This window comes from Corynebacterium sp. 401_CJEI, from assembly GCF_001076435.1.
Classification (GTDB): domain Bacteria; phylum Actinomycetota; class Actinomycetes; order Mycobacteriales; family Mycobacteriaceae; genus Corynebacterium; species Corynebacterium jeikeium_D.
The window spans coordinates 1-24,927 of record NZ_JVIP01000042.1 but is presented as its reverse complement, the minus strand read 5'-3'; the positions used below and the strand labels follow the sequence as shown (position 1 = coordinate 24,927).

23 protein-coding genes and 1 tRNA gene are annotated in these 24,927 nt (G+C 60.3%); 6 read left to right on the top strand and 18 right to left on the bottom strand.

The window, feature by feature from the left end; all coding sequences use genetic code 11:
• Positions 1–19 precede the first annotated feature (19 nt).
• The 6 genes from rsmD to ADM64_RS09490 are packed head-to-tail and all read right to left on the bottom strand — an operon-like array spanning position 20 to position 6,231.
• Positions 20–586: a 16S rRNA (guanine(966)-N(2))-methyltransferase RsmD gene (gene rsmD / locus ADM64_RS09515; RefSeq protein ID WP_049189536.1), complete on the bottom strand. Its 567-nt coding sequence runs from the start codon at positions 584–586 to the stop codon at positions 20–22.
• Positions 587–859, bottom strand: coding sequence for an acetyl-CoA carboxylase biotin carboxyl carrier protein subunit (locus ADM64_RS09510; RefSeq protein WP_049171558.1), 273 nt, complete (start codon positions 857–859; stop codon positions 587–589).
• Between the two features lie 24 nt (positions 860–883).
• Positions 884–3,034 (bottom strand): ATP-dependent DNA helicase RecG, encoded by a 2,151-nt coding sequence (locus ADM64_RS09505; RefSeq protein ID WP_049171560.1) that lies wholly within the window; start codon positions 3,032–3,034, stop codon positions 884–886.
• Between the two features lie 4 nt (positions 3,035–3,038).
• A complete protein-coding gene (locus ADM64_RS09500; protein WP_048735464.1) occupies positions 3,039–4,565 on the bottom strand; it encodes a DAK2 domain-containing protein in 1,527 nt (508 codons plus the stop codon).
• Positions 4,566–4,571: 6 nt separating this feature from the next.
• Positions 4,572–5,237 carry a uracil-DNA glycosylase gene (locus tag ADM64_RS09495; protein WP_048735462.1) on the bottom strand — a complete coding sequence of 222 codons (666 nt, stop codon included), beginning with the start codon at positions 5,235–5,237 and terminating at the stop codon, positions 4,572–4,574.
• Positions 5,238–5,274: 37 nt separating this feature from the next.
• Positions 5,275–6,231, bottom strand: coding sequence for a thiamine-phosphate kinase (locus ADM64_RS09490; protein WP_049171566.1), 957 nt, complete (start codon positions 6,229–6,231; stop codon positions 5,275–5,277).
• 111 nt (positions 6,232–6,342) lie between these two features.
• Between ADM64_RS09490 and ADM64_RS09485 the strand changes: the two genes are divergently transcribed.
• Positions 6,343–7,323, top strand: a complete 981-nt coding sequence (locus ADM64_RS09485; RefSeq protein ID WP_049194012.1) for a DUF3515 domain-containing protein — start codon at positions 6,343–6,345, stop codon at positions 7,321–7,323.
• Between the two features lie 10 nt (positions 7,324–7,333).
• Here ADM64_RS09485 and ADM64_RS09480 read toward each other — a convergent pair whose 3' ends face one another.
• A complete protein-coding gene (locus ADM64_RS09480; protein WP_049194011.1) occupies positions 7,334–8,437 on the bottom strand; it encodes a D-alanine--D-alanine ligase family protein in 1,104 nt (367 codons plus the stop codon).
• Between the two features lie 35 nt (positions 8,438–8,472).
• Positions 8,473–9,471, bottom strand: a complete 999-nt coding sequence (locus ADM64_RS09475) for an NAD(P)H-dependent glycerol-3-phosphate dehydrogenase (RefSeq protein ID WP_049171574.1) — start codon at positions 9,469–9,471, stop codon at positions 8,473–8,475.
• 112 nt (positions 9,472–9,583) lie between these two features.
• On the opposite strand from ADM64_RS09475, the gene ADM64_RS09470 reads away from it, so the two are divergent.
• Positions 9,584–10,564: an NUDIX hydrolase gene (locus ADM64_RS09470; RefSeq protein ID WP_187269737.1), complete on the top strand. Its 981-nt coding sequence runs from the start codon at positions 9,584–9,586 to the stop codon at positions 10,562–10,564.
• Between the two features lie 3 nt (positions 10,565–10,567).
• Here the strand turns inward: ADM64_RS09470 and ADM64_RS09465 are convergent, their stop codons facing one another.
• The 4 genes from ADM64_RS09465 to leuC all read right to left on the bottom strand — a co-directional run bounded on the left by ADM64_RS09465 (position 10,568) and on the right by leuC (position 16,568).
• On the bottom strand, positions 10,568–13,036 hold the full coding sequence (locus tag ADM64_RS09465) for a polynucleotide kinase-phosphatase (protein ID WP_049194009.1): 2,469 nt from the start codon (positions 13,034–13,036) through the stop codon (positions 10,568–10,570).
• Positions 13,037–13,038: 2 nt separating this feature from the next.
• A complete protein-coding gene (locus ADM64_RS09460) occupies positions 13,039–14,439 on the bottom strand; it encodes a 3' terminal RNA ribose 2'-O-methyltransferase Hen1 (protein WP_065428902.1) in 1,401 nt (466 codons plus the stop codon).
• Positions 14,440–14,487: 48 nt separating this feature from the next.
• Positions 14,488–15,078, bottom strand: coding sequence for a 3-isopropylmalate dehydratase small subunit (gene leuD, locus ADM64_RS09455; protein WP_049189541.1), 591 nt, complete (start codon positions 15,076–15,078; stop codon positions 14,488–14,490).
• Between the two features lie 62 nt (positions 15,079–15,140).
• Complete coding sequence (gene leuC / locus ADM64_RS09450; protein ID WP_049194008.1) at positions 15,141–16,568, bottom strand: 3-isopropylmalate dehydratase large subunit; 1,428 nt, start codon at positions 16,566–16,568, stop codon at positions 15,141–15,143.
• Between the two features lie 65 nt (positions 16,569–16,633).
• On the opposite strand from leuC, the gene ADM64_RS09445 reads away from it, so the two are divergent.
• Positions 16,634–17,359, top strand: a complete 726-nt coding sequence (locus ADM64_RS09445) for an IclR family transcriptional regulator (RefSeq protein ID WP_049171587.1) — start codon at positions 16,634–16,636, stop codon at positions 17,357–17,359.
• The gene (locus ADM64_RS09440; RefSeq protein WP_049189543.1) at positions 17,359–18,549 is read left to right on the top strand and encodes an MFS transporter; all 1,191 of its coding nucleotides are present in this window, start codon (positions 17,359–17,361) and stop codon (positions 18,547–18,549) included. Before ADM64_RS09445 ends, ADM64_RS09440 begins: the two co-directional genes overlap by 1 nt.
• Here the strand turns inward: ADM64_RS09440 and ADM64_RS09435 are convergent, their stop codons facing one another.
• Positions 18,550–19,473: a TDT family transporter gene (locus tag ADM64_RS09435; protein WP_065428904.1), complete on the bottom strand. Its 924-nt coding sequence runs from the start codon at positions 19,471–19,473 to the stop codon at positions 18,550–18,552.
• A 69-nt stretch (positions 19,474–19,542) separates the two neighbouring features.
• On the opposite strand from ADM64_RS09435, the gene ADM64_RS09430 reads away from it, so the two are divergent.
• Positions 19,543–20,445 (top strand): LysR family transcriptional regulator, encoded by a 903-nt coding sequence (locus ADM64_RS09430; protein ID WP_048735417.1) that lies wholly within the window; start codon positions 19,543–19,545, stop codon positions 20,443–20,445.
• Positions 20,429–20,854 carry a carboxymuconolactone decarboxylase family protein gene (locus ADM64_RS09425; protein WP_048735414.1) on the top strand — a complete coding sequence of 142 codons (426 nt, stop codon included), beginning with the start codon at positions 20,429–20,431 and terminating at the stop codon, positions 20,852–20,854. Before ADM64_RS09430 ends, ADM64_RS09425 begins: the two co-directional genes overlap by 17 nt.
• Here the strand turns inward: ADM64_RS09425 and ADM64_RS09420 are convergent.
• From ADM64_RS09420 to ADM64_RS09400, 5 genes are all read right to left on the bottom strand, one after another.
• On the bottom strand, positions 20,848–21,957 hold the full coding sequence (locus tag ADM64_RS09420; protein WP_049194006.1) for an acyltransferase family protein: 1,110 nt from the start codon (positions 21,955–21,957) through the stop codon (positions 20,848–20,850). The two genes, ADM64_RS09425 and ADM64_RS09420, sit on opposite strands and share 7 nt — an antisense overlap.
• Before the next feature lie 70 nt (positions 21,958–22,027).
• On the bottom strand, positions 22,028–22,984 hold the full coding sequence (locus tag ADM64_RS09415) for a lactate/malate family dehydrogenase (RefSeq protein ID WP_048735408.1): 957 nt from the start codon (positions 22,982–22,984) through the stop codon (positions 22,028–22,030).
• Positions 22,985–23,094: 110 nt separating this feature from the next.
• A tRNA-Glu gene (locus ADM64_RS09410) sits at positions 23,095–23,167 on the bottom strand.
• Positions 23,168–23,250: 83 nt separating this feature from the next.
• Positions 23,251–24,036 (bottom strand): TatD family hydrolase, encoded by a 786-nt coding sequence (locus tag ADM64_RS09405; protein ID WP_241482131.1) that lies wholly within the window; start codon positions 24,034–24,036, stop codon positions 23,251–23,253.
• The gene (locus ADM64_RS09400; protein ID WP_048735404.1) at positions 24,033–24,812 is read right to left on the bottom strand and encodes a tRNA threonylcarbamoyladenosine dehydratase; all 780 of its coding nucleotides are present in this window, start codon (positions 24,810–24,812) and stop codon (positions 24,033–24,035) included. Before ADM64_RS09400 ends, ADM64_RS09405 begins: the two co-directional genes overlap by 4 nt.
• Positions 24,813–24,927: the final 115 nt, after the last annotated feature.

Below are 24,927 nucleotides of genomic sequence, written 5' to 3'. Positions count from 1 at the left end.
TAAAGCGTAAAGAAGAACGTTAAGCGTTGTAGATAGCGGTGTCGAAGCGCGCCAAACCGTGAATGCGACGCTTCAGCTTCTGCTGGAGCTGTTCGTAGCCCTCGGGCCACTGCGTCTCCTCGTCATCGCGGTGACGCTCCACAGTCACGACCGCGCCCGGCGCGAGGAAGCTACGCAGCGCCTCGAGCATCTCTGTAACGGCCTCCCCCACCAACTCATAGGGCGGATCCGCGATGACGCGGTCAAAAGGCTCGCCCGGCGCGCCCGCAAGGTACGACGACACTTTCATCGGAGACAGGGCCACATCGGGATGCCCCACGGTGCGAATGTTCTTTTCAATAGCGGCAATGGCGTTCGGATCGTTTTCCACCAACACGACGGAACGCGCGCCGCGAGAAGCCGCTTCCAAACCGAGCGCACCCGAGCCAGCAAACAGGTCGAGAACGCGAGTTCCCTCTAGCCCAAAGCGTGTGGACCAGGAGGAAAAGATGGCTTCCTTCGCGCGGTCACTAGTTGGCCGAGTGGTCTCTCCCTTAGGCGCGACTAGCCTACGACCGCGTGCCTCACCTGCAATAATGCGGGTCATCTACTTCCCTTCGTGCGATGTGTTCTCGTTGCCGTTGTGCTGTGCCGTGGCGCTGTGAGTTGCTGGCGTGATTCTTGCCAGCAGCTGACCGCCTTCGACATCCACAAATTGATCTGCCGCCACCTCCGCGACCGTGCCCGGGCAGGGCGCTAAAACCGGCGCTTCTAGCTTGACGGCCTCCACGACCGCAATAACCTGACCGGTCGTCACCGAGTCTTTCTCGGCGACCTCCCAGCGGACTACTCCTGCAAAAGGTGCACAGACATCTACCATGCCCAACAGTCTACTTTGGTCTTACTAGGAGCGGTCCAAGTAGTTCGACTGCTCTTCATCGATATCGGAGATAAGCTCTCCCACAAGCCTCTCATCAACATCGAGAAGAGCCATGGCATCATGTCGGGTGCGCTCGATGATTTCGCCGTCGGTGGTGAGGTCCACCAGGCCGAGGCCGGTTGCCAGTCCCGATTGGTCATCGCCGAGCAGATCGCCGAAACTACGCGTGGCCAGGTCCAGCTCCGCCAGTTGAATGCCGTCGGTGGTGGCGGCAATGCGGTCCAGCCGGGTGCGCTCCGGTGTCTGCGAATGCGTGTGTGTACATAGGAAGCACAGGCCACCACGGTCACCACGGCCGACACGACCGCGCAGCTGGTGAATCTGCGAGATACCGTAGCTCTCGGCGCGGCGAATCATCATGATCGTGGCCTCTGGTACATCCACGCCGACTTCGATAACTGTGGTGGACACCAGCACATCCAGCTGTCCTGTGGCAAAGGCCTGCATCACGCGGTCTTTGTCCTCCGGTGCCATATTGCCGTGCAACTGACTGATACGTACACCGGGCAGTTTTTTCCTCGCTCGGTCGAACACCGCCTCCACGGACTCGTCGAGGAACTGTTCCTCATCGCGGGTAATGCGGGGACAGACAATGAAGGCGCGGTTGCCCTTGGCCACTTCTTCCCCAATGCGCTCCCAGGTTCGTGCCTCCCAGCGGGGTTTCTCCAGCGTCGGTACGACAAAGGATTGGATTTCCTGACGTCCCCGTGGCAATTCCGTCAACTGCGAAACTGCGAGGTCGCCAAAAATGGTCATCGCTACCGTGCGCGGAATCGGGGTTGCCGACATCACCAACAGATGCGGTGTCATTCCACCCCGTCCCCTGCTTCGCAGCTGATCGCGCTGGCGCACACCAAAGCGGTGCTGCTCATCGACGACCACCAGCCCGAGATCGAAGAACTCCACGCCCTCACTGAGCAGGGCATGCGTGCCGACGACAATGTCAGCCTCCCCGTTGACTGCCTCCAACAGGGTTGCCCGGCGCTCCTTCGTCGACATCGATCCCGTCAACAGTCGTACAGTCACTGCTACTCCGGCTTGCTCCAGCATCGCTGTCAGCGATCGGTAGTGCTGTTGGGCCAGGACTTCCGTCGGCGCCAGCATCGCGCACTGCCTGCTGGAATCGACTGCTTGCAGCATTCCCAGTAGGGCCACCACGGTCTTACCCGAGCCGACTTCACCTGCTAGCAGGCGGTTCATCGGGTTAGACCTCGCTATATCCTGCGCGATATCGGCTGCGACCGCGACCTGACCGTCGGTAAGCGAAAACGGCAACCCCCGGCGTAGCTCGTCGCGAAGTCCCCCGGCGACTTCCATGCAGGCCGGAGCGGTGAGACTCGCTTGAGTACGCTTGCGTGCACCAACGGCGAGCTGGAGCTCAAGCGCTTCGTCGTACTTCAGTCGGGCAAGCGCGATGTCGGGGCCCGCGATGGAGGGAAAGTGTGCGCCACGCAGTGCGGAGTCGAAATCGGTAAGTCCCTCCGGCGTGGCGGGCAATGGGTCTGGCTGCAGCGGTAACCATTCGAGGATGCGCTGCATGTACAGAGCCAGGTGAATACCCGCTACTCCTTTACGGCCACGGTAAATGGGCAGATAGGGGCGCGTGAGCAGCCGCTGCATCTCCGCAATCCCCTTGGCTGTCTTCGTCAGTGTGGCCAGCTTGCCAGTGGCTGCGCCTACCGAACCATCGGCTTTAAGCACCATGCAATCAACATTTTTCAGCTGTAGCTCATTGCGGAACTCGCTGAGCGTGCCAACAATGAGTAGACGCACACCGGGGTGCAGCATATTGCGCAGCCATTCGGCACCGAAAATCGCGGCCGGAAGAATGCGCACGCCGTCGCTGACATAGATTTTCAGTGGCTTGCGTCGGTCGGCGAAGGCGGGCGCTGGCGAAATGCTGTGCACCTCCACGACTGTGGTGATGGTGTCGCCAATGTCGGAAAATGACACATCTAAGCTCTTACCCTGCGCCACGTAGCGCTTCGGGAAATTCGTCAGCGCATCCGAGACGGTCTCCATACCAAAAGCCGTATGCAGCTTCTTTGCAGTCTTTGGCCCCACCACGATATTCAGGGGCGTGCGCGCATAATCCGAGCCGAGCCATCCGAGCATCGCGCTACTCGATTCCTACCTGCACCAGCTCATCGATGCCGGTCGCATCATAGGCTACGACCTCCACAGGCTTGTCCAGCCGCGCCCGCACTTGCGCTATGTCCACGCCCTCAGCTCCGCGCCCGAGCAGCAGAGTCACTAGTTCCCCGCCGCCAGCCAACAGGTCTGAGATGGTCTCTGTGAGCGCGTCAGTCAGGGGCTTATCGACGTCCGCAGCGACTACAGCCGTTCGCGTGCCATTGGCAGCCTCTCCCATCGCATACGCAGCAACCGCCAGCGGCAGCTCAGCCGAATGCACGGCCAAGGCAGCAAGGCCAGCCGGAATGGAGTCTGTGGACACTACCGCGAGAGTCGGATTAGCCGCAGCAGCAGCGAATTCGATATCCGCCAATTCCTGGTCGCTGACCAGCCCATTTGGCAGCAGGATAACCTCGTCCGCGCCCCTCATGGCAGTCAGTGCCTTGGTGACCACATTGTCAGCGAACTCCTGGTCGGCGATGGCTGCGCGATCTGTGGGAGTGGATGTGGGAGTCGGAGCGGGGGTCGGGCTGATAGCAATCGCCCCAGAGGAGGTGATGAGATCATTCAGCGGACCATCCGGCACTACCGCAATGAGGATGCGAGTGGAGTCAGGTGTTGTCTCCGGCTCATCGAGCACCTCGATACGGATGCGTTCCGGACGACCGAAGTCAAGTGCTGCCTCGATAACCGCGCCCGGCTCCACTGTGTGGATATGCACCATGTACTGCGCGGTCTCCGCATTACCAGCATCACCTGCGATGATGAGCGAATTGCCCAGCGGGTTCAACCGCTCTCGCAGCGCTTCCACCGCCTGGGTATCCGCCAAGGAAATCAGGTACATGACCTCCATCTCAACGGTGGCTACGTGTGGCGCGTCGACATGCAAATCGACCGGTGCGGCTGCGCGGCCGCTGACTTCGTCGGCAAGCGCGTCGAGCAGAATGACCAACCCCGCGCCGCCGGCGTCGACCACGCCCGCCTGCTGCAGTGCCGGGAGCTGGCTGGGGGTTTTCGCCAGCGCATCGCGAGCGGCATCCGCGATCGTGTCGGCGAGCTCCTCAATCGAGTCGCCCTCAAATTCCTCCGCGGCAATCGCGGCGTGCCGCAGGACTGTCAGAATCGTGCCCTCCACCGGATTGGCAATCGCTTGGGAAACATGTTGCACAGCTAGCTTTAGCGAGTGTTGTACCGACTCAACGCCAATGCCACTACCGGAGGCAGCCTCAGCCACCGCGCGAAAAACCTGCGAGAGCACAGTGCCCGAATTACCGCGGGCGCCGCGCACTGCACCGGCAGCTAGGGCCGCGGTGACTGCGCGAACATCGGAAGCGTCAGCCTTTTGCGCTTCCTCATAGGCCGAACTCAACGTCGCGAGCATATTCGACCCGGTATCGGAATCCGGTACTGGGAAGACATTGAGACTGTTGATCTCATCGCGGCGGGATTGAAGCGCGTCAATCCCCCGGGCAACCCAGCCGACAATGGCGGCAGAACCAATCTGCAAAGACATGAATTCCTATTCTAGCGTCCAGTCGATAGGGGTAGCTCCCTGACGAATCAGCGACTCATTGGCCCGGCTGAACGGACGCGACCCGAAGAACCCACGGGATGCCGACAGCGGTGACGGGTGCGGCGAACAGATGCAGTCCACGCCGGGGAGCCAACGCTGCAAACTCTGCGCGTCGCGTCCCCACAGAATGGCCACGAGAGGCTGATCACGGGCGACCAATGCTTTGATGGCATGCTCCGTGATTGCCTCCCAGCCCTTACCGCGGTGCGAGGCAGCAGCACCCGGGCGCACGGTCAGTACACGGTTGAACAGGGCCACGCCCTGCCTACTCCACGGAGTGAGGTCACCGTTGGAGGGAGTCGGGAGCCCCAGGTCGGAGGAGTACTCCTTAAAAATATTCGCCAACGACCGCGGTACCGGCTTCACATCCGGCTGGACCGAGAAGCTAAGCCCCATCGCATGCCCCGGGGTCGGGTACGGGTCCTGACCGATAATGAGCACCTTGACCTCATCGAATGGATAAGTAAAGGCGCGCAGCACATCGGTGCCCGCGGGCAGGTAACCGTAGCCGGCCGCGTTCTCCTCGCGCAGGAACTGCCCCATCCGGTGGATGTCATCGGCCACTGGCTCCAGCGCCTTCTGCCACCCTTCTTCGACCGGCAACGGATCCATGTCATGCAGCCTTTCTTCTCAAAACCTCTTCGAACTCTTAAAAGGAAACCCAACCGGCATCGCGGGCAGGAGGTTTGCCGTCGATAAGCACCGAATCGAACTTTTCCTTCGACACCGTACCGATAGCGCGGAACCCCGTCGGAGGCTCCCCCGGCGTCGAACCGATCAGTGTATGGTCCTCCCCTCCGGTGAGCACCCACTCCCACGGGTCGATGCCCAGGTATTCACCAGCGGCAATCTGCAACTCATCGGGCGCAATAGCACTGCTGTCAACTTCCAAAGTAACCCTGGAGGCCTGCGCAATAGCGCGGAGATCCACCACCAGTCCATCGGAATTGTCCGTCAGTGAACGCACACCTGTGGCTCGCGCCGTGGCACCCCTGCGATATTCAAATTCGGGCGTACAGTGTGCTGCCACCAGCTGCGCAAACTCACTCGGAACCTTTGCCGGGCTTCCGCAGTGCTGCAGCAGCGCAAGGCCCGCAGCAGAGTAGCCGATGCGTCCCGAAGCAATCACCGTATCCCCCGCGCGTGCCGCTGAGCGCAGCAGCGGCCGCCCAAGCCCACCGAGTTCGCCCATCGCACTGATGGAAATCACCAGAGAATCTCCGCTGACCATGTCACCACCGACGAGCTCCGCCGGACATTGCTTGCCTTCCTGCCACAACCCCTCGGCGATACCGGTGACCACACTCACCGGAGTATGCAACGGTGCTGAGATGGCGAAAAGCATGGCCGTTGGACGCGCACCCATCGATTCGATATCGGCGAAGTTCTGTACTGCGGCCTTAGCTCCAACTTGCTGAGGTGTCGACCAGTCCAGGCGGAAATGGCGCCCTTCCACCAACATGTCGGTGGAAGTGACAAAACGGGCGTTGGGGGTTGTCTGTGTCAAGACGGCGGCATCGTCGCCATTGCGTGCCGACGGGGCGATAGCCCGGATGGCCTCAATGACCCCAAACTCGCCAATATCGCCAATGGTCAATTCAGTCACAGTGTCGAGTCACATTCCTAATAGTCGATGGTTAACCGTTAATAGCGGAACCCGTCTCGGTATTGCCCCCAACCAATTGGAGTTGGTACCGGACAACGTAGAATCAGGCCCATGGTAGACGCACCCCCATCGGGAGAAACAGTTCAGTCCAAGGGTAGCCGGACACGCGCGGGCATCGCACTCGCTATCGCCATTATCTCTATCCTCGGCATCATTTTTGCCGCAAAGATTTACCAGGATAATCAGGCGACAAAGCCAGTCGCGATTTCCAACCCGGAGCTCCCCGCCAATGACTCGCCCGAGTGTGCGGAACTGCTCGACCGACTGCCAGATCGCGCCGCAGGTCTGGTTCGCGCCGACATTGCAGAGCCAGCTCCAGAAGGTGCCGCTGTGTACCGAAACTTGGAACAAGACCGCATCACGCTGCGCTGTGGCGCGAACGTACCTAGCCAGTACAACGAACTGGCTAAGACCGAAGAGGTCAAGGGCATTTCGTGGCTGCGTGTTGTCGACAGTACCGACGAGTCTTTGGCGACTTGGTTCACCGTCGGGCGCGAACCGGTTGTTGCAATTACCGCCGAAGGAAATGCAGAGGCGGAGGATGCCCTGAGTGACCTCGCCGAGGCGCTGCGCCCGGACTCCGCGTACAAGAACAAGCCGGAGCGCGGCGGCGTCCCACTGGTAGAACTGGCAGCTCCGGAAGCTGATAGGCGCTGCAGCGGCTTGGAGGCTGCCCTCCCCCGCGAGCTTGGCAACCGTCACCGTCTGAGCGCAGAGGAAATGCCGGCTGACATGCCGAAGGACATGGTCATTTGGGGCGGCACCCCAGCCGATCCGGTGGTGCTGCGCTGTGGTGTCGACGAGCCGGCTGGCTATAGCACCACCACGCAGCAGCTGACGCAGGTTGGCGACATTGTCTGGTTCAACGAACCAACGCTTTCCTCCGGTACCTCCGCCACCTGGTACGCCATGGGCCGGGAGCGCTTCGTCGCCGTTGAAATGCCGATGTCGGAGGCCAGCTCACTGATGCCGGTGCTCTCCTCGGTCATCGCGGACAACCTGGAGAACATCTCGCCGAGCGAAGAAAAGTAAGAACCAACTTCTATCGACGAGCTACTAGCGCCCGCTCAATCAGGGCGCTGAGCAGCTCCTCGTAGGCAACACCGGAAGCCGCAAACATCTGCGGGTACATCGAAATCGGGGTAAAGCCCGGCATGGTGTTGACCTCATTGATAATCGGGCCATTATCCGTGACAAAGAAGTCCACGCGAGTCAGCCCATCAGAGCCCAGTGCCCTGAACGCCCGACGAGCATCCGTGTCCAGTGCCTTCAAAACACCCTCCGGCAGCTCAGCCGGGATCTGCGCCGAGACGACATCATCCAAGTACTTGGTCTCAAAACCGTAGAAGCCCTCGTCAGAGTCCTCCGTGCCACGCAGCAACGACGGAACTGATACCTGCAGGCTGCCGTCAGCGCGCTGCAGCACACCAATCTCCACTTCGGCGCCGTCTACACCGGCCTCTACAATGACCTTCCAGTCGTGCTCTCGGGCCAGCTCTACCGCCGCATCCAGATTCGCCCAATCATCGACGCGGGAGATACCAATCGACGATCCACCACGGGCAGGTTTAACGAACACCGGCAGGCCAAGGGTCTCCTTGTCCTCGTCGGAAAGCGACTCGCCGACATGCAAAACAACCTGCTTGCCAATAGGAAGCCCCGCTGCCTGCAAGAGATTCTTCGTGCGTTCCTTATCCATTCCCGCAGCGGAAGCGAGCACGCCCGGGCCGACATAAGCAATGCCGGAAAGCTCAAAGAGCCCCTGAATCGTGCCGTCCTCGCCGTGCGGACCGTGGAGGACCGGGAAGATAACGTCGACGGTGTCGAAAACCTCGCCGGCGCGATCACCGGTGACGAAGCGGAATTCACCGCGGCGTGACGGCGAGGTGCTCAGCGCAACCTCCTCGCCCGGGATGACCTCAGGCATCGTACGCCCCTGCGTGCGCAGCGTATCCGTCTCACGCGTGCCGACGGTCCAGACACCATCCTTGGTAATACCAATGGGAACCACTCGGAAGCGGTCTTCATCCAGGTGATCCATAATTGCGCCGGCCGAGACACAGGAAACACTGTGTTCAGGGCTTGCGCCGCCGTAGATGACGGCGACGGAAATGCGATCTGCAGACGAGCTATTCGACGAAGTCATGGTGACTAAGTTTAGCCCCGACCTCGTTTAAGTGGTTACTCCGACTTGCGGCTGCGCCCCATCAGCTTGCGAATTGTCTCATCGACCTTCGCGCCTTCGTGGCAGACGGCGTAAACGGCCTCAGTAATTGGCATTTCCACGCCATTGCGACGAGCGAGGTCACGGACCGAGATTGAAGAAATCACACCCTCAGCCACCTGACCGCGCGTAGCGTGCTGCGCCTGCTCCATCGTGTCACCGCGACCGAGACGATCGCCGAAGGTACGGTTACGCGACAGCGGCGAGGAACAAGTGGCCACCAAGTCACCGAGGCCCGCCAATCCCGCGAAAGTCTTATCTTCTGCACCAACCGCGTCGCCCAGACGCGTGATTTCCGCCAAGCCACGGGTGATAATGGTTGCCAGCGTGTTCTCACCCAATCCTTGACCAGCGGCCATACCGCAGGCCAACGCAATGACGTTCTTGCAGGCACCGCCGATTTCGCAGCCGATCACATCGGTGTTGGTGTACGGGCGGAAGTAATTAGTGGCAACTGCCGCCTGAATCATCTTGGCGTTGTTCTCATCGGCGCAAGCAATCACCGTTGCCGCTGGCTGCTCCATCGCAACTTCGCGGGCGAGGTTCGGGCCGGACAGCACCGCAATACGCTCTGCTGGCAGGTCTGTGACCTCCGCAATGACCTCACTCATGCGCAGATGTGTCTCGCGCTCCACACCCTTGGCCAGGCTGAGCAGAATCGTCTCCGGCCCGATGAAGTCCTTCCAGACCTTGAGGTTGTCACGCAGAGTCTGCGAGGGCACGCCCAGCACCACCACATCCGCGCCCTTCAGCGCGGCCTCTGCATCCGAGGTGGCTTCGATGTTGCGCGGCAGCCCCAGACCAGGCAGGTAGTCGTGGTTTTCGCGGCTGATCTCAATACGCTGTGCCTGCTCCGCACGTCGCGACCACAGCCGTACAGGATTGCCCGCATCAGCAAAAACCTTGGCGAGCGTCGTGCCCCACGAGCCCGCACCCATCACTGAAACCTGCACCATCGCCGCGACCTTCCTCCGTTAGTCTCTAATCTCCAACAAGTCTAGCGAGACGTTCTCACACTGCGATACTAAACTAGGTCGGCGACAAAGGATTGAAAGGGAATTCACGATGATGCACGAAGAGGACAAGGACCTCAAGGGCGATACCTCCGTGACCGGTCGCCTGCGCCAGATTCCAACGAAGCCAGGTCAGGATGTCACCAAGCCGACCTTCGCGGCCGGCGCGGTTCTATGGCGCGGCGATGTCCACAACCCTGAAATCTGCGTGATTCACCGTCCCTCCTACGACGACTGGTCGCTGCCGAAAGGCAAGCTCGACGCCGGCGAGAACCTCATTGCCACCGCCGTCCGCGAAATCTGGGAAGAGACCGGTTACCGCGTCCGTCTGGGCAAGCTCGTCGGCAACGTCTCTTACCCTGTCGCCGGACGCACGAAGCTGGTCTGGTACTGGACCGCTGAGGTTCTAGACGGCGAATTCGAACAGAACTCCGAGGTCAACGAGCTTCGTTGGGTCTCCTGGGACGAAGCCGAGGAGCTACTGTCCTACGACCTCGACCGCGACGTGCTGGTCAAGGCCCGCAAGCGCATGAACAAGGAACCGGACACCCGTCTCATTCTGGTTCGCCATGGGCGTGCGCACCGTCGCACCAACTGGAACGGCAATGATGCACTGCGGCCACTGGATAAGAAGGGACGTCGTCAAGCGGAACTGCTCGTCTCTGCCCTGGAAGGCTTCCGCCCCGAGCGGGTCTACTCCGCCGAGCCCGTGCGTTGCCAGGACACCGTCGCGCCACTCGCCGCAGAGCTGGGCATGCAGGTCACAGTCGACGAACGGCTTGGCGACGAGCACTGGATTGCCAACCAGGTGGAGTCCAAGAAGGCCTTCGAGGACATTGTCGCGCTCGGCGGAGTCAGCGTGATCTGCTCTCAGGGCATCACCATCCCAGACCTACTTGCCGCCTGGTCCGCTGAGGGCACCCTGCCATTCGACGAGGAAATCTTGTGCAAGAAGGGCTCTGCCTGGGTGCTGGGCTTCAACGACGGTGTGATGACCACGGCTGATTACTACGCCTCGGCGCTGCCGGTGAAGTAGGTCCTACAACCTCGGATCCATCGGCTCTGACTCCAGCGCCAACACGCCGAAGACAGGGACGTGGATTCGATGCAGAGGCTCGCCCGCCGCTAGACGTTCCAGCGACTCAATGCCGAGGGCATACTCGCGCAGCGCTGAGGACTGCTTGTGCTGCAGATTTCGCCGCTTCAACTGCTCTTGACGCTGCGGGTGCAGGTAGTCATGCCCATAGATCATGCGCAGATACTCCCGCCCCCGCACCTTCATACCGGGCTGCACCTGGCGGTCCACTGCCGCGTTTTCCATTGGCTTGACGACGGCCCCCTCCCCGCCCGACTCTGTCAGTTGCAACCACCACTGCGATGCGGCCTCCACCTGTTCCGGGTCACTGGGGTCGAGGACGAAGCAGCGCGTCTGCCGGTAGATCTCACTGTCAGCTGCTACCAGCTGGTTCGCGATATCCAAGTGCCATGAGTGCGGCTTGTAGTGCCAGGTGGCATCCTCACTTGCCAGCACTTGGAAGGGTGCGAACTGAATCTTGTTGTCGCTGTCGACATAGCGGTTGTAAGCAGCGCGGAACTTCTCGAGCTCGTCCAGAGTCTGTTCTGGAGCGGGACCGCCGACCTCTATTCTCCTGCCGGTAGCTGCCTGCAGAGCGGCCGCGAGCTGTCTGGCAGCACCAATACCGGCGGCAGCAGTGGGTGCATAGATGTCGTCGATAAGCCCTTGCGCCTTGAGATTCCAAGGCAATACTTCGCCGTCGAGCAGGACCCAGTCGCCGAATTGGTCGAAAAGCCCGGCGCGCTCTGCGGCCTTGGTCATTTCGTCGAGTGCTGGATTCTTACCGTCGAAGAAGGCGCGTCCGGTACGGGTATATGCGTAGGTGCTAGCACCGAAACGGGTCTTTGCTCCTGGCCGAATCAGGCAGAGCACAGCTCGGGAACCCATGTGCTTTTCCTGACAAATGACCTGGTCAGTGTGTTCAGCGTAGTAGCGGAATGCCTCCTCCGGGTGTTCCAGGAAGCCTTCCCGCTGTGAGGTCGGCGCCGGTGACATGGTCGGTGGCAGGTAAGGAATTCTCTCCGGCGCGAGCGTGAAACGGCTGATGGTTTCCAGCGCTGCAGCCGCGCGGCCACTATCAATGCGGATGCGTCCATGGCGCCCAGTCTGGATACCATCGACGTCTAACACGTCAGTGATACGCAGCTCGGACTCCGGTCGGTTGGTGGTCTTGCGGGATGGGGCCTCCCACCACGTCTGCTTTGCATCGACCTGCACGTTCTCTAGTTCGGGATAGCGCAGTGCAGAGAGCTTACCGCCGAATACGCAACCGGTGTCGATGCACATGGTGTTATTGACCCAGCGCAGACGGTCCGCTTCCATGTGGCCATAGACAACACGGGCGGCACCGCGGTAGTCCGCCGCCCAATCCAGACGTTCTGGCAGGCCATTTTCATCGAGCTTGCCAGTAGTCGCACCGTAGAGCGCGAACTCGCGGACTTTTCCAGAGGCCCTGCCATGGAGGTGCTCAGGCAGTCCCGCGTGGGCTACGACCAGGGCTCCGTCATCAAGCACGTAGTGCACAGGCAGGTGGTCGATGAAGTCGCGGACGTCTTTCCGGAACTCCTCACTTTCGCCTGCGAGCTGAGTGAGCGTTTCGGCCAGCCCGTGGCCCGTGGTGACGTTGTGGCCGTCGAGGGCGCGCACCAACTTAGAGTCGTGGTTTCCGGGCACGCAGAGAGCATTGCCGTCCGAGACCATCCCCATGACCAGCTTCAAGACGGCTGGGCTATTGGGGCCGCGGTCAACGAGGTCACCAACGAAAATGGTCTTGCGGCCATCTGGGTGATGAGCATTGCTGCCATCCGCCGAGAGCTCGTAGCCGAGCTTCTCCAGCAGTGCGGTCAGCTCGTCGAAGCAACCGTGGACATCGCCGATGATGTCGAAAGGGCCGTGGAGATCGCTGCGATCGACCTTCAGCGGCACACGTTCAATGGTGACGTTGTCGATTTCCTCCGCGGAATTCAAGATGAAAACGTTGTGAATCTTCTCGCGCTTCAGGTGCTTGAGCCCTCGGCGCAGGTCACGGTGCTGGCGCTCCAACACCTCTACTCCGAAGTTGCGGTCAGTGCGCTGCCTGTGCCGCTCCTTCACCTCCGCCAACGGAAGATTCAAAACGATAGCAGCACTGAGCGCATGGTGTCTGCGCGCCAGCTTCACGAGCCGGGCGCGGTCCTGCGGTTTCACATTCGTCGCATCGACCACGGTGAGTAAGCCTGCTTCCAGCCGCTTGCCGACGATCGTCTCCAGCAGCTCAAAAGCAGGCGCCGTCGCCGCCTGGTCATTCGGATCGTTGGAAACAATGCCGCGACAGGTATCCGAGGAAACGACCTCAAATGGACCAAAGTGTCGTGCCGCAAAGGTCGACTTTCCAGCACCGGAGACACCGACCAGCATGACCAAGCTGAGGTTAGGAAGTGAGATGGTACTCATAATTAGCTCTCCTCTGCTCCGGTGAAGTCGTAGGAAAAGACCGCCATTTCTGTCGGTTGTCCATAGGTTTCGTGCACGTCCCCAATACCGTCGAAGTCCACCAGATAACCGAACTTCTCAGCCACGCCCTTCGCCCACTGTCGAAACTCCACGCGACTAAACTCGAAACGGTGATCCAGGTGTCGGAACTGCCCGGGCGCTAGGTTTGGATAGCACGCGTTATAGTCGCTGTTCGGCGTGGTGACGATGACGTACTGTGGCCGGGCTGCTCCAAAGACGTTGTTCTCCAACGCGGGCAGTCGGTCGGCATCAACATGCTCGATGACCTCCATCAGGATCGCCACGTCCATGTTCGCGATGCGCTCATCGGCATAGGTAACCGAGGATTGGAAAAGCTCAACCCGCGCGGCTTGGCGCTCCGGCATACGATCTAGGTTCAGCGCCTTGTGCGCCTTACGAAGCTCCCCCACAGAAACATCGGTACCAACGATCTGCGCGATTCGCGGATTCTCCAGCATCGGCCCCAGCAACACGCCGGAACCACAGCCGATGTCCACAACGCTGCGCGGGCGCAGGCTAAATACCTCACGCAGGACCCGCTCTTGACGCTGTCGATTTAGTGGGTTGGCTGGCTGGTCACCGCTGAACAGTTCGATTGCACCGGCTTCCCCGGCTTCCCCAGCAAGCTTCACGACGGCCTCGTTGACCAGGCCTTTTTGATCCGCAAGGTAGCGCCCCAGGATTCTCTCCCGCTGTGGGTGCTCCGGTAGCCAGTCCTGCGCACGCGCGGCGAGCTTGTCGATTTCCCGGTCATCGACCCAATAGTGTTTCCCACCGTCGAGGACGGGCAGCAGAATATACAGGTGATTGAGCAAATCGCGGACGGTTGCCCTACCCGAAAGCGTTATCGTCGGTGAGAACTTCTGGCCGGCAATATTGTTCGAAAAATCGCAGGCGACGTTCCACCCCAGCGGTTCGAACAGAGCCCGGATTTCTTCCTCGGTGCCGGGTACCGCGGCGACTGTCGCGGTGAGGTCGCTCGGGGTTTCGTCGTAAGGCGAGGGCTTTTCCATGACCATCGCCGTGGAGAAGACGGACTTCAGCGCCACTGTCATAAGCGATGACGCGGCCCATTGCCGGTCATTGATGTAGCCGGTCAGATTGAACGTATCAGCGCGGTACTGCTTGAGTTTCAGCAGCTCATCACGGTCAATATCAACCCAAAGGGCTGCCGTGCATTCGGCATCGGTAGCCGTGGGGAAAAAGACTCTGGCAACACCGAACTTTAACTCGGACTCATGCACGCGATCGGGATGCTTTCGCAAAATAAATCCCAAATCGCGTGCCGATTCAGCAGGCGAAGATTCACCGAGCCGAGAGTGTTTAGTGATTGCCAGATACATACGGCAAGTCTAACGCCTACCGCGGATTGGACTAGAGCATTTTTTGACCTACAGCGTCTTAGGCTTGTGGGCCGGACGACTCTCCTCGTAGGCCACAATGTCCGCTTCGTTACGCAGGGTCAGGGAGACGTCGTCAAGCCCTTCCATCAGACGCCAGCGGGTGTAGTCGTCGACCTCGAACGGGAAGACCTGCTCACCTGCCTCGACGGTGCGGGTCTCCAGGTTGACGGTGAGCTCCATGCCCGGGTTAGCTTCCAGCAGCTTCCACAGCAGCTCGACATCGGACTGCTGCATCTGTGCGGCGAGCAACCCCGCCTTGCCCGCGTTTCCGCGGAAGATGTCGGCGAAGCGGGAGGAGATGACGACGCGGAAGCCGTAGTCCATCAGTGCCCACACGGCGTGCTCACGGGAAGAACCGGTACCGAAGTCCGGCCCTGCTACGAGGACGGAGCCCTTTGCGTACTCCGGGCGGTTGAGCACAAAGTCGGACTCATTGTTGCGCCAGTTGCTGAACAGGCCATCCTCGAATCCGGTGCGGGTGACGCGCTTTAGGTAGACGGCCGGGATGATCTGGTCGGTGTCGACGTTGGATCGCTGCAGGGGAACGCCGACGCCGGTGTGAGTATCAAACTTTTCCATGGTGAAAGGTCCTTAGAAGTTCTGCTTGGTTCTGTTGTGCAAAGATCGGCAGTGAGAGTCAGTTAGAGATCAGCCGGTGCTGCGAAGTGACCGGCGACGGCGGTAGCTGCGGCGACGGCAGGGCTGACCAGGTGGGTGCGACCACCCTTGCCCTGGCGGCCCTCGAAGTTGCGGTTGGAGGTCGAAGCGCAACGCTGGCCTGGAGTCAGCTGGTCCGGGTTCATGCCCAAGCACATGGAACAGCCCGGCATACGCCATTCAGCGCCTGCTTCTTCAAAGATCTTGCCCAGTCCCTCTTCTTCAGCCTGCGCGCGGACCTTTGCGGAGCCCGGCACGATGAGCATCTGGACGCCGTCGGCAACCTTGCGGTCCTTCAGCACGTCGGCGACGGCGCGCATGTCCTCGATGCGGCCGTTGGTGCAGGAGCCGACAAAGACAACATCAACGTTGACGTCGCGCATCGGGGTGCCCGGCTTCAGATCCATGTACTCCAGTGCGCGTTCGGCCGCGATGCGGTCGGAGTCCTCAGCGATGAACTCCGGATCTGGCACGGTCTCCCCCAGCGGCACGCCCTGGCCAGGGTTAGTACCCCAGGTAACGAATGGAGTCAGCGCGGAACCGTCGATTTCAACGACCTTGTCGAACTTCGCGTCCTCGTCAGTAACCAGGGACTTCCAGTATTCGACTGCCTCGTCCCACTGCTCGCCCTGCGGCGCGTGCGGGCGGTCCTTCAGGTATTCGAAGGTGGTCTCGTCCGGAGCAATCATGCCGGCACGGGCACCGGCTTCGATGGACATGTTGCAAATGGTCATGCGGGCTTCCATCGACAGCTTCTCGATGGCCTCGCCGCGGTACTCAATAACGTGGCCCTGACCACCGCCGGTGCCAATCTTGGCGATAATCGCCAGAATCAAATCCTTGGCGGTAACACCATCCTGCAGTTCGCCGGTGACGTTGACCGCCATGGTCTTGAAAGGCTTCAGCGGCAGGGTCTGGGTAGCCAGAACGTGCTCAACCTCCGAGGTACCGATACCGAAGGCCATAGCACCGAAAGCACCGTGGGTTGCGGTATGCGAGTCACCACAGACGACGGTGGTGCCCGGCTGAGTCAGGCCCAGCTGTGGGCCGACGACGTGCACGATACCCTGTTCGCGGTCGCCCATCGGATGCAGGCGGATACCGAACTCCTCGGCGTTCTTGCGCAGTGTGGCAATCTGGGTACGAGAGGTCGGCTCCTCAATCAGATTGATTTTGCCGCCGGCGACAGTGGTCGGAACGTTGTGGTCCTCGGTTGCGATGGTCAAATCCGGGCGGCGTACCTTGCGCCCTGCCAGACGGAGGCCATCAAAAGCCTGCGGCGAGGTAACCTCGTGGACGAGGTGCAGATCGATATAAATCAGATCTGGTTCGCCGTTGTCGCCTTGCTTGACTACGTGGTCATGCCAGACTTTCTCGGCCAGAGTCTTCGGGCTGGTGTCCGTGGTGCGCATAGTGGGTGAGCCGCCTTCCGGATATATCTCTTTTATCTCAAGGAATGAGATGTTAATATCATGGCATGGGACAGATTAGCACATCCGAGACGCCAGCTCTAAGTGGCATTAAGGTTCTCGACCGTTCGGTACTCATTCTCAAGTCTGTTGCAGAAACTCCACGCACCCTCGCCGAGCTCTGTGACGACACCGGCCTGCCCCGCGCCACCGCCCATCGGCTGGCCACGGCGTTGGAAGTACACCGCCTTGTCACCCGCACTCCGGACGGCCGCTGGACGACGGGCCCCGGCCTCACCGAGATCACGCCTGTCACAACCGACCTGCTTGCCGACGCCGCAGCGCACATCCTGCCGAAGCTAGTAGAGGTAACCGGAGAGTCCGTGCAGCTCTACCGTCTCACCGGCGATACCCGCACCTGTATTGCCTCCATGGAGCCCGCCACCGGACTGCGCAACACCGTGCCAGTTGGCTCTCGCATGCCGCTAACCGCCGGCTCCGCCGCACGTGTTCTCCTGGCCTTTGGCCCGGCCAACCTCGCTGAGCGAATGCTTCCCGACGCCGACTTCAACCAACAGGACCTCGACGACTGCCGACGTCTCGGCTGGTCCGAGTCCATGGGTGAGCGCGACCCCGCACTTGCCTCCGTCTCCGCCCCGGTTTTCGACAGCAACCAGCGCATGATTGCAGTCCTATCCGTCTCCGGCCCCGTGGAGCGCATGACTCCGTCGCCCTACGAATGCTGGGGCGCAAAGGTTCTCGGCGCCGCTGAAGAGATGAGCTCCCGACTGTAATGCCCGCTTACCGTCACCTTGTCCTTCTTCTGTCCATGTTCGCGGCGGTCGGTTCGTCCGTCGTTCACATGGGTGTGCCTTTTCTCATCCCATCCCTACAGGAAAACGGCTTAAGCCTCTCCGCCGCCGGCCTCGTCGCAGCAATGCCGGCGGCCGGTATTGTCTTCACGCTCATCGCCTGGGGCTGGTTTGTCGACCGCTATGGCGAACGCGCAGCTCTGTTCGCCGGCCTGACCTCTACTGCCTTAACGACGGGGCTTGCGGCGCTAGCTTCGTCGTCAAGCCCGGCTCTGCTCGGGGCCACGCTCTTTCTCGCCGGGTGTGCGGCGGCGAGCGTGAATTCGGCATCCGGCCGCGTGGTGTCGGGCTGGTACCCACCGCATCAGCGCGGCACTGCGATGGGCATTCGCCAAATGGCTCAGCCCCTCGGCGCTGCACTATCAGCGGTAACCCTGCACCCTCTCGCGCAGAATTACAGCATCGGAGTCGCACTCGCGATGCCCGCAATCCTGTGCGCCGTGCTGGCGTTGCTTGTACTGATAGGCGTGAAGAATCCCCCTCGCCCTGATGCCTCGAACCCCACCGTCACGGCCAGCCCCTACCGGGACGGCAAGTACCTCGTGCGCATCCACATCGCCTCGGCGCTGCTGTCCTGGCCGCAGTCGATGATGGGTGCCTACATTCTGGTGTGGTTGCTGTCTGTGGGGTACTCCGATGGCACGGCGGGCACAATTGTGATGGTCTCGCAGCTGCTCGGTGCCGGATCGCGAGCACTGATGGGTGTGGTCTCTGACCGAGTGCGATCTCGCATCCGCCCCTACCGCTGGGTCTCGGGTGCGACCTTTGTTTTGGCTGTCGCAATGATGATTGCCAGCTGGGCTGATTGGCGCACGCTTGGAACTTTGCTGGTCTGCGCACTGGCCGTTGCTGTGGTCAGCCCGAATGGACTCGCCTTCACCGCAGTTGCTGAATACGCAGGCCCCTTCTGGTCCGGACGCGCTATGGGTACGCAGAACACGTTCCAGAACATTATCTACGCTGCAACGCCTCCGGTTTCGGGTGCGATTGTGGCCGCTGCGGGCTTCCCCGCGCTGTTTGCCGTCACGGCTCTGTTCCCCGCCGCCGCGCTGGGTATTGCGCCACGAGAAGACCAGAACCGCAACGGGCGGGTGCGGGTCGAGCTTGACTAGCTAGCTCCGCATCCACCAACCAAATCGAGCCACGCACGCTACCCAGTGCACAGCCAATAAACACAGCAGTCCGGCACTAACGGCGTACAGCCACTGCGCGCCGATAGTGCCACCCAGGTTGTGCGTACCAAGACTCAGAGTGCCCACGGGGAAGGTTGCACCCCACCAACCAGGGCTGTATCCCGCCCAACGGATTACGGCGCGGGTGAATCGTCGTAAAGCAATGGCGACGAGGAAGACACCGACAATGAGCACGGTGGAACCGTAAGCGACAGCGAAGGTTCGGTTGAAAAGCAGCTGGGCAGCGGCCGTGGACTGACCGACCAATCCGAGCGGAATCCAGGCAGTACCGGCGATGGAATCGGGGATACGCATGGTGCCGGAGAACAGCGCGACGTAGCAACGTACGAAAACCGGCAGAACTGTAATCAGCGCCATACAGAAGAGTATTTGTGCGCAGACCTGATAGAACGTGCCGTAGCCAACGCTCAGCTGCGCGCCGCTTGTCGCCGCCACCATCGGGGCGACCAGTGCAAGGCCCCACTGAAAAGTCGGCTCGCCTTCGAATCCTCGCAGTTGACGAAGACTGACGTAGATTGCCAGCGGCGCGCCAATCCACCAGGACGCCAGCTGCCACACAGAATCGTTAAACAACGAGCTTGCGGCGCTCCCGAGAGACATAATGCCCATCGCGAACATGCCCCACGGCGCCTGCAACTTCGAGTGAAAAGCCGGGTTTCGAAATCGCAACCAACCGACCACTATGAAACCGAGAATGCCAACTGCCACGACGAGAAGCAGTTCCGGAACCACCGGCACGTCATGAATGTGCGCAAGCGTGGCGAAGATGGAGGTGCCCATCAGCGATCCTGCCCACGCAGGCCCGGCGGGCGCAAGCACATCACTGCGAGGAGAGTTGGTCATGCCCATACCGTATTTGTTCTTGCTGCAGTCACCGCTATCACGAAACTCTGTGAGGGGTACCATTGATGCATGTACCCCTCCGCTGTGGCCGAACTCGAAGCACTTTTCACCGTCGCCCGTGCGGGGTCGATCTCGAAGGCCGCGCGTGAGCTCGGCACCAACCAGCAGACCATGTCCGCACGCATCGCACGGGCGGAAAGAGCGCTGGGAATCACAGTCTTCGAACGCTCCCCTTACGGCGTCTCCCCTACAGAAAAAGGGCAAGTGCTTATCGACGCTCTCCCAGACCTCCTCGCCGCCTGCCACAAGTTTTCGGGCATTGCCGCCAGCTTGCGTTCCGACAATGTTCCCCGCCACCTCACCCTTGCGGTGTCCAACACTGTCGCTGAGCTCTACTACCCCGGCTGGGCCGCAGAGTTCCACCGGCAACATCCCGCAGTCAAACTTTCGATGGTGCAGGCAAACTCCCGTGAGGTGCGGCAACTAGTAGCCGACAGTGCGGTGGACTTCGGCCTGGTAGAGGGCGAGGCTGGTCGGCACGACCTCGAAGAACGAATCATCGGCACCGACGAACTGGTCCTCGCCGTGCCGACTGGGCATTTGTGGGCTGAGCGGGCCGAGATATCCGCCGAGGAACTGCGCGCGACGCCACTCGTTATTCGCGAACCGGGTTCCGGTAGCCGACAGGTGGTGGAAGATGCACTGGGCACTCTCACCGAACCCGCCGGAGAATTTGGCTCCCTTTCAGCACAGCGCGCTGGAATGATTGCGCTGGCAGCGCCAACAATCATCGCCCGCGGCGCAATTCGCGATCAGGTAACGCTCGGGCGCATCGTCATCGTCCCCACCGACACCGTTTTTACTCGCAACCTCAGCGTGGTTATGCGTCGTGGCAGTAAAGCTAGTGGGGACATTTCGGAATTTATCCGCATTGCTAGTCCTATACTTAGCAAGCATGAGCAATTCGAATGATGAACTCTTTTCCTCCGACCGCTACGATGCCGGTATCCAAATCCGCCGCGAGGTAATGGGCGACGAATTCGTCGATGCCGCCCTCTCCCGCAATGCTGGCTCCGACGGAGAGACCCTGCAGAAGCACATCACCGCCACAGTCTGGGGTTCTGTCTGGAGCCGCGAAGGGCTGGCCAAGCGCGATCGCTCTCTGCTCAACATTGGAATGCTCGTCGCTCTGCGAGCCACCGAGGAACTGCGCGGCCACATCAAGGGCGCCCTCGCCAACGGTCTGACCCGCACCGAGATCACCGAAGCCATCGTCCACGCTTCCGGTTACTGCGGCGCACCGGCCGCACTGTCCGCGATGAAGGTCGCGCAGGAAGTGCTCGTTGCTGAGCTCGGCCCGCTTGACGACGACGATCAGTAGGCAGCCCATGGGCTCTCAGGCTCTGGTCTCCGCGTTAGTACATCAGTGATGCGGCGCAGCAGCCACGACAGTGGCAGGGCGATGGCAGTGGTGACAATTGCCACTGCCAACATCGAACCCTGGAAGGTCTGATAACCCATCAAGCTCATTACCCAGTCCATGACCAACACGTGAACGAGGAAGAACTCGTAAGAGACTTCTCCCAACCAAATCATGGCTGGATGACGAAGCCACCTTACCTCCGTACCCAGCGCAATCGGAGCCACGAATGCGCCGGCAGACAGACCATACAGCGTGGTCTTCCACAACGCCTGGTCGACATCATCCGGCACCAAGGTTGCTGGCCCCACGTGAGTGGTTGTGGATAGGAAAAACAGGACTAGCGCTATCAGCCAGCTGGCCGCCAAATTGACGCGCCAGCCAACTTTTCGCCCGTAAGCCAGCAGCATTCCGATGGCGAACCAGTCGAAATACGCCATCGGCCACAGCCGTGCCACTACCGGCAGCAGCCCTTCCTGATGCGACAGCACAGTCCAGACCGGTCCAATAAGGCCAAAACCAATAATGATGGCCAACGTTGGACCAGGCCGCAGCCGCCCCTTTGTGATCGTCCAGATGCCAAGCCCCACCAGCGGCAATACCAAGTAGAAGCCGACTTCCACCACCATCGACCACATCTGCGGCAAGCCCGGGTGAATCCAGCCGAATTGGAGCGTCTGGGTAAACGACATCGTGCGCAACCAGCCCTGTAGCCCTCCACCAGATGGTGGTGGCTCGTCTGCAGTGTGAATCAGAAAGGCCGCAGTGACCACAATCCAGTAGGCCGGCAGGACTCTCTTCGCACGGCTGGTGAAATACTTCCGCAAGTCCGGTCGGTTCGCGGGGACGTCGTCAGGCGAACCGAGCCAGCGCCCTGTGAGCAGAACCGCACTGAGCACGAAGAAGATGGTGACGCCAATTTCGAATCGACCGTTGAGGCGCCCCCACCAATCGCCGGTGTAATTGCCCGTCCAAAACGCGGCATGCGTGAGCAGGACGCCGAACGCGCCGATGGCTCGGATGCTGGTCAGCTCCGGAACGTAGGTGGACTTGGCCGAATTCATGCCAATATTTTAGGAGCGCAAAGTACTTCCCCGTGTTATTTCGGCAAAAGTGGAATCTACATAATTTCTTCTACATATTCTCGACGGTGCTCAAAATGTACTGAGCAGATTCACGCAACCGCTCCAGCTCCCAGCTGTTTAGCTGTGGCGGCATACGGCGAATGATTCCACCTCGGCCAATCACCGCAGGCATCGACAGCGAGACATCCGGCAACCCGTATTCACCATCCAAGCGTGTACACACCGGGTGGACGCTGTTTTGATCCAGCATCACCGCACGGGCAATTTCCAAAGCGGAGCGTGCAACACCGGCATTAGTCCAGCCCTTGGCATTGAGAACATCGTAAGCTGCCCCGACCACGGCATCTTGAATTTCTTGCGGTGAAGGCAGCGGCGTGCCATGCCATTTTTCCAGTTCTGCCCACCTCACACCTTGAACATTGAGTGTGGACAAAATTGGGACAGCCGTAAGCCCGTGCTCACCCATCATGTAGCCAGTGACTGACTTCGGGTCGATGCCGAGCTGCTTGGCCACCACCCAGCGCAGTCGAGCCGAGTCCAGCATGGTGCCGGTACCAAAGAGCTTTTCCGCGGGGTAGTCGAACTCGGTATGTGCCAAGTGCACCACCGCATCGAGTGGATTAGTAATAAAGAGGACGATCGCATCGCGCGTATGCTTCACGATTCCCGGCATGACATCGCGAACCACCTCCCCGCTGAGCTTGGCCAATCCGGCACGGTCCGGACGGGAATCCGGGTCGTCCGGGTCCGGGAGAATGGACGCACCAGCAGCGACGATAATCATATCTGCGTCAGCACAATCGCTGTAGTCGCCAGCATGCACATTGACATAGTCCGTGCCGGGAACACCAGTGGACTGGGATTGGTCCAGAGCCTCGCCATGCGCGACGCCTGGTGCTGCGTCAATAGTGGCAATCTCAGCGAACAGCCCGGATTCCATGGCATATGTCAGAACATACGAACCGACGTGACCGAGACCAATACAAACGAGTTTTGAATGTTTCATAGTTTCGATACTAGGACTGTGGAAATCCAGTGCCGCGGTGGAGGGGTGAGCAGCAAGACAAGAGCCTCCACTCGATTACGAGTGAAGGCTCTTGTCTCTATATATCTTTGTACCCCGTACGGGATTTGAACCCGTGTTACCGCCGTGAGAGGGCGGCGTCCTAGGCCGCTAGACGAACGGGGCTTAGAACTTTCATCCGCGCGCTGCGGACTTGTTAAACAATACACTAGACGTGGATAGTAACTGCAAATCACCAGGTCAAAGCACTAAATTCCAAGTGTTTCCGCATTTTCTGCCAATGCGTTTTTAAGCTCCGCTTCATCCATTCTTCGCAAAGTCGCAACTTCGGCGACAGTGTCCCGCAACGCGGCGATGACCTCGGCAGAGACCGCCTCCGCCGCATCACCGCTTCCGGGCTCGCGCGGAAGGTCAGTTTCCAGCAAAAGCCTATCGACGGGCACCTGCGACACATAGGCCCGTCCGCGTTTGGTCCGCAACATGAGCGGATTGACGGAGATGTAGCCACCGGCTCGGATAAGCCTGGTCAGCTCATCGTTGGTGCCACCGAAACGGTGAAAGATGGGCACGAGATTCTGACCGAGCCCTACCCCTTTGCCGGAGTCCAAGCGTGGTTCCAGCAGATCAAGCACCGTATCGGCGCTGCGGACTGTGTGAATGGACAGGATATGCGGCTGGCTCGAAGCTTGGACAGCATCGAGGATGCCGGTGAGGACATGGATTTGAGTCTCGGCGGGAACGTCGTCAAGCCTGCGGGGCGCGAAGTCCAAGCCAATCTCACCGACGAAACGGGTGTGTGGAAGGGCCTCGCGAAATATCTCAAGCTCGCGCTCGTAGTTGCCGTCGATATACCACGGGTGATAGCCGACTGCGGCCATGGGGAGATTTTCGCGCTCTAGCTCGACAAATCCGGAGGGGCGGACTGTCTGCGCGATGATCTCCACGCCTTCCTGCGCAATATCGGCTTTGAAGCACTCGCGCGAAGCCGGTGGCAGGAAATCGTAGTGAAAGTGGGTATCGATGAGCCGCATCATTTTTCCGTTGGTGGCTGGTTTTCGTCGGCCGGACCGCCGATGCGCGGGGCCAGCGGGGTTTCCTCGAACCCGAGCAGACGGCGAATGACCTTTCCGGCCAGCATCTGCCCCATGATTGGCGGTATGTAGCTCATGGTACCGAGGGTTTCCGCCTTGGTACCGCTGCCCTTGTCCGCAATTCTCACTGGCTCTTCGGATGAGTACAGCACCTCAAGACCGCGAATGCGTCGGCGGATACACACCTGACGGACGACCTTCGCCAGCGGACAGACCTTTGTCTTATTGATTTTCGAGAAGGTCAGCCGAGCTGGGTCGAGCTTATTTCCGCCGCCCATAGCGGAAATGAGGTGGACACGATTTTCCGCGCACCACTGCGCGATCTCAATCTTGCCGGTGACATCGTCGATAGCGTCGATGATGTAATCCGGACGCGGGAACTGCTCGAAGGTCTCCGCCAGGTTTTCGCGTGTGAGAAAAATCTGGCGGGCATAGGTCGTACAATCCGGGTTGATATCGGCAACCATCGCCTCCATGACCTCGGCTTTGACCCGGCCAATCGTGGAGACAAAAGCCAGCGCCTGACGGTTGAGATTGCTCGGCTCCACGACATCACCGTCGATCAAGATGAGGTTGCCCACGCCGCCTCGGGCAAGAGCTTCGGCACAACTCGACCCCACGCCTCCGAGTCCGACAACCATGACGGTAGATTCAGCTAACGTTTCTAGCCCCTCCTCCCCTAGGAGAAGCTTCAGTCGTGCGAAACGTTCACTGGTCATAGTCGCCCCTGGTCATAGTCGCCTCGATTCTTAAAAAACAAAAACTCCCCAGCCGACTGACTGGGGAGTAACTTTGTACCCCGTACGGGATTTGAACCCGTGTTACCGCCGTGAG

Excerpts from the sequence above, each read along its gene's own strand:
- rsmD (WP_049189536.1), bottom strand. The coding sequence starts at position 586 with ATGACCCGCATTATTGCAGGTGAGGCACGCGGTCGTAGGCTAGTCGCG.
- ADM64_RS09510 (WP_049171558.1), bottom strand. The coding sequence starts at position 859 with ATGGTAGATGTCTGTGCACCTTTTGCAGGAGTAGTCCGCTGGGAGGTC.
- ADM64_RS09505 (WP_049171560.1), bottom strand. The coding sequence starts at position 3,034 with ATGCTCGGATGGCTCGGCTCGGATTATGCGCGCACGCCCCTGAATATC.
- ADM64_RS09500 (WP_048735464.1), bottom strand. The coding sequence starts at position 4,565 with ATGTCTTTGCAGATTGGTTCTGCCGCCATTGTCGGCTGGGTTGCCCGG.
- ADM64_RS09495 (WP_048735462.1), bottom strand. The coding sequence starts at position 5,237 with ATGGATCCGTTGCCGGTCGAAGAAGGGTGGCAGAAGGCGCTGGAGCCA.
- ADM64_RS09485 (WP_049194012.1), top strand. The coding sequence starts at position 6,343 with ATGGTAGACGCACCCCCATCGGGAGAAACAGTTCAGTCCAAGGGTAGC.
- ADM64_RS09480 (WP_049194011.1), bottom strand. The coding sequence starts at position 8,437 with ATGACTTCGTCGAATAGCTCGTCTGCAGATCGCATTTCCGTCGCCGTC.
- ADM64_RS09475 (WP_049171574.1), bottom strand. The coding sequence starts at position 9,471 with ATGGTGCAGGTTTCAGTGATGGGTGCGGGCTCGTGGGGCACGACGCTC.
- ADM64_RS09470 (WP_187269737.1), top strand. The coding sequence starts at position 9,584 with ATGCACGAAGAGGACAAGGACCTCAAGGGCGATACCTCCGTGACCGGT.
- ADM64_RS09465 (WP_049194009.1), bottom strand. The coding sequence starts at position 13,036 with ATGAGTACCATCTCACTTCCTAACCTCAGCTTGGTCATGCTGGTCGGT.
- ADM64_RS09460 (WP_065428902.1), bottom strand. The coding sequence starts at position 14,439 with ATGTATCTGGCAATCACTAAACACTCTCGGCTCGGTGAATCTTCGCCT.
- leuD (WP_049189541.1), bottom strand. The coding sequence starts at position 15,078 with ATGGAAAAGTTTGATACTCACACCGGCGTCGGCGTTCCCCTGCAGCGA.
- leuC (WP_049194008.1), bottom strand. The coding sequence starts at position 16,568 with ATGCGCACCACGGACACCAGCCCGAAGACTCTGGCCGAGAAAGTCTGG.
- ADM64_RS09445 (WP_049171587.1), top strand. The coding sequence starts at position 16,634 with ATGGGACAGATTAGCACATCCGAGACGCCAGCTCTAAGTGGCATTAAG.
- ADM64_RS09440 (WP_049189543.1), top strand. The coding sequence starts at position 17,359 with ATGCCCGCTTACCGTCACCTTGTCCTTCTTCTGTCCATGTTCGCGGCG.
- ADM64_RS09435 (WP_065428904.1), bottom strand. The coding sequence starts at position 19,473 with ATGACCAACTCTCCTCGCAGTGATGTGCTTGCGCCCGCCGGGCCTGCG.
- ADM64_RS09430 (WP_048735417.1), top strand. The coding sequence starts at position 19,543 with ATGTACCCCTCCGCTGTGGCCGAACTCGAAGCACTTTTCACCGTCGCC.
- ADM64_RS09425 (WP_048735414.1), top strand. The coding sequence starts at position 20,429 with ATGAGCAATTCGAATGATGAACTCTTTTCCTCCGACCGCTACGATGCC.
- ADM64_RS09420 (WP_049194006.1), bottom strand. The coding sequence starts at position 21,957 with ATGAATTCGGCCAAGTCCACCTACGTTCCGGAGCTGACCAGCATCCGA.
- ADM64_RS09415 (WP_048735408.1), bottom strand. The coding sequence starts at position 22,984 with ATGAAACATTCAAAACTCGTTTGTATTGGTCTCGGTCACGTCGGTTCG.
- ADM64_RS09405 (WP_241482131.1), bottom strand. The coding sequence starts at position 24,036 with ATGATGCGGCTCATCGATACCCACTTTCACTACGATTTCCTGCCACCG.
- ADM64_RS09400 (WP_048735404.1), bottom strand. The coding sequence starts at position 24,812 with ATGACCAGTGAACGTTTCGCACGACTGAAGCTTCTCCTAGGGGAGGAG.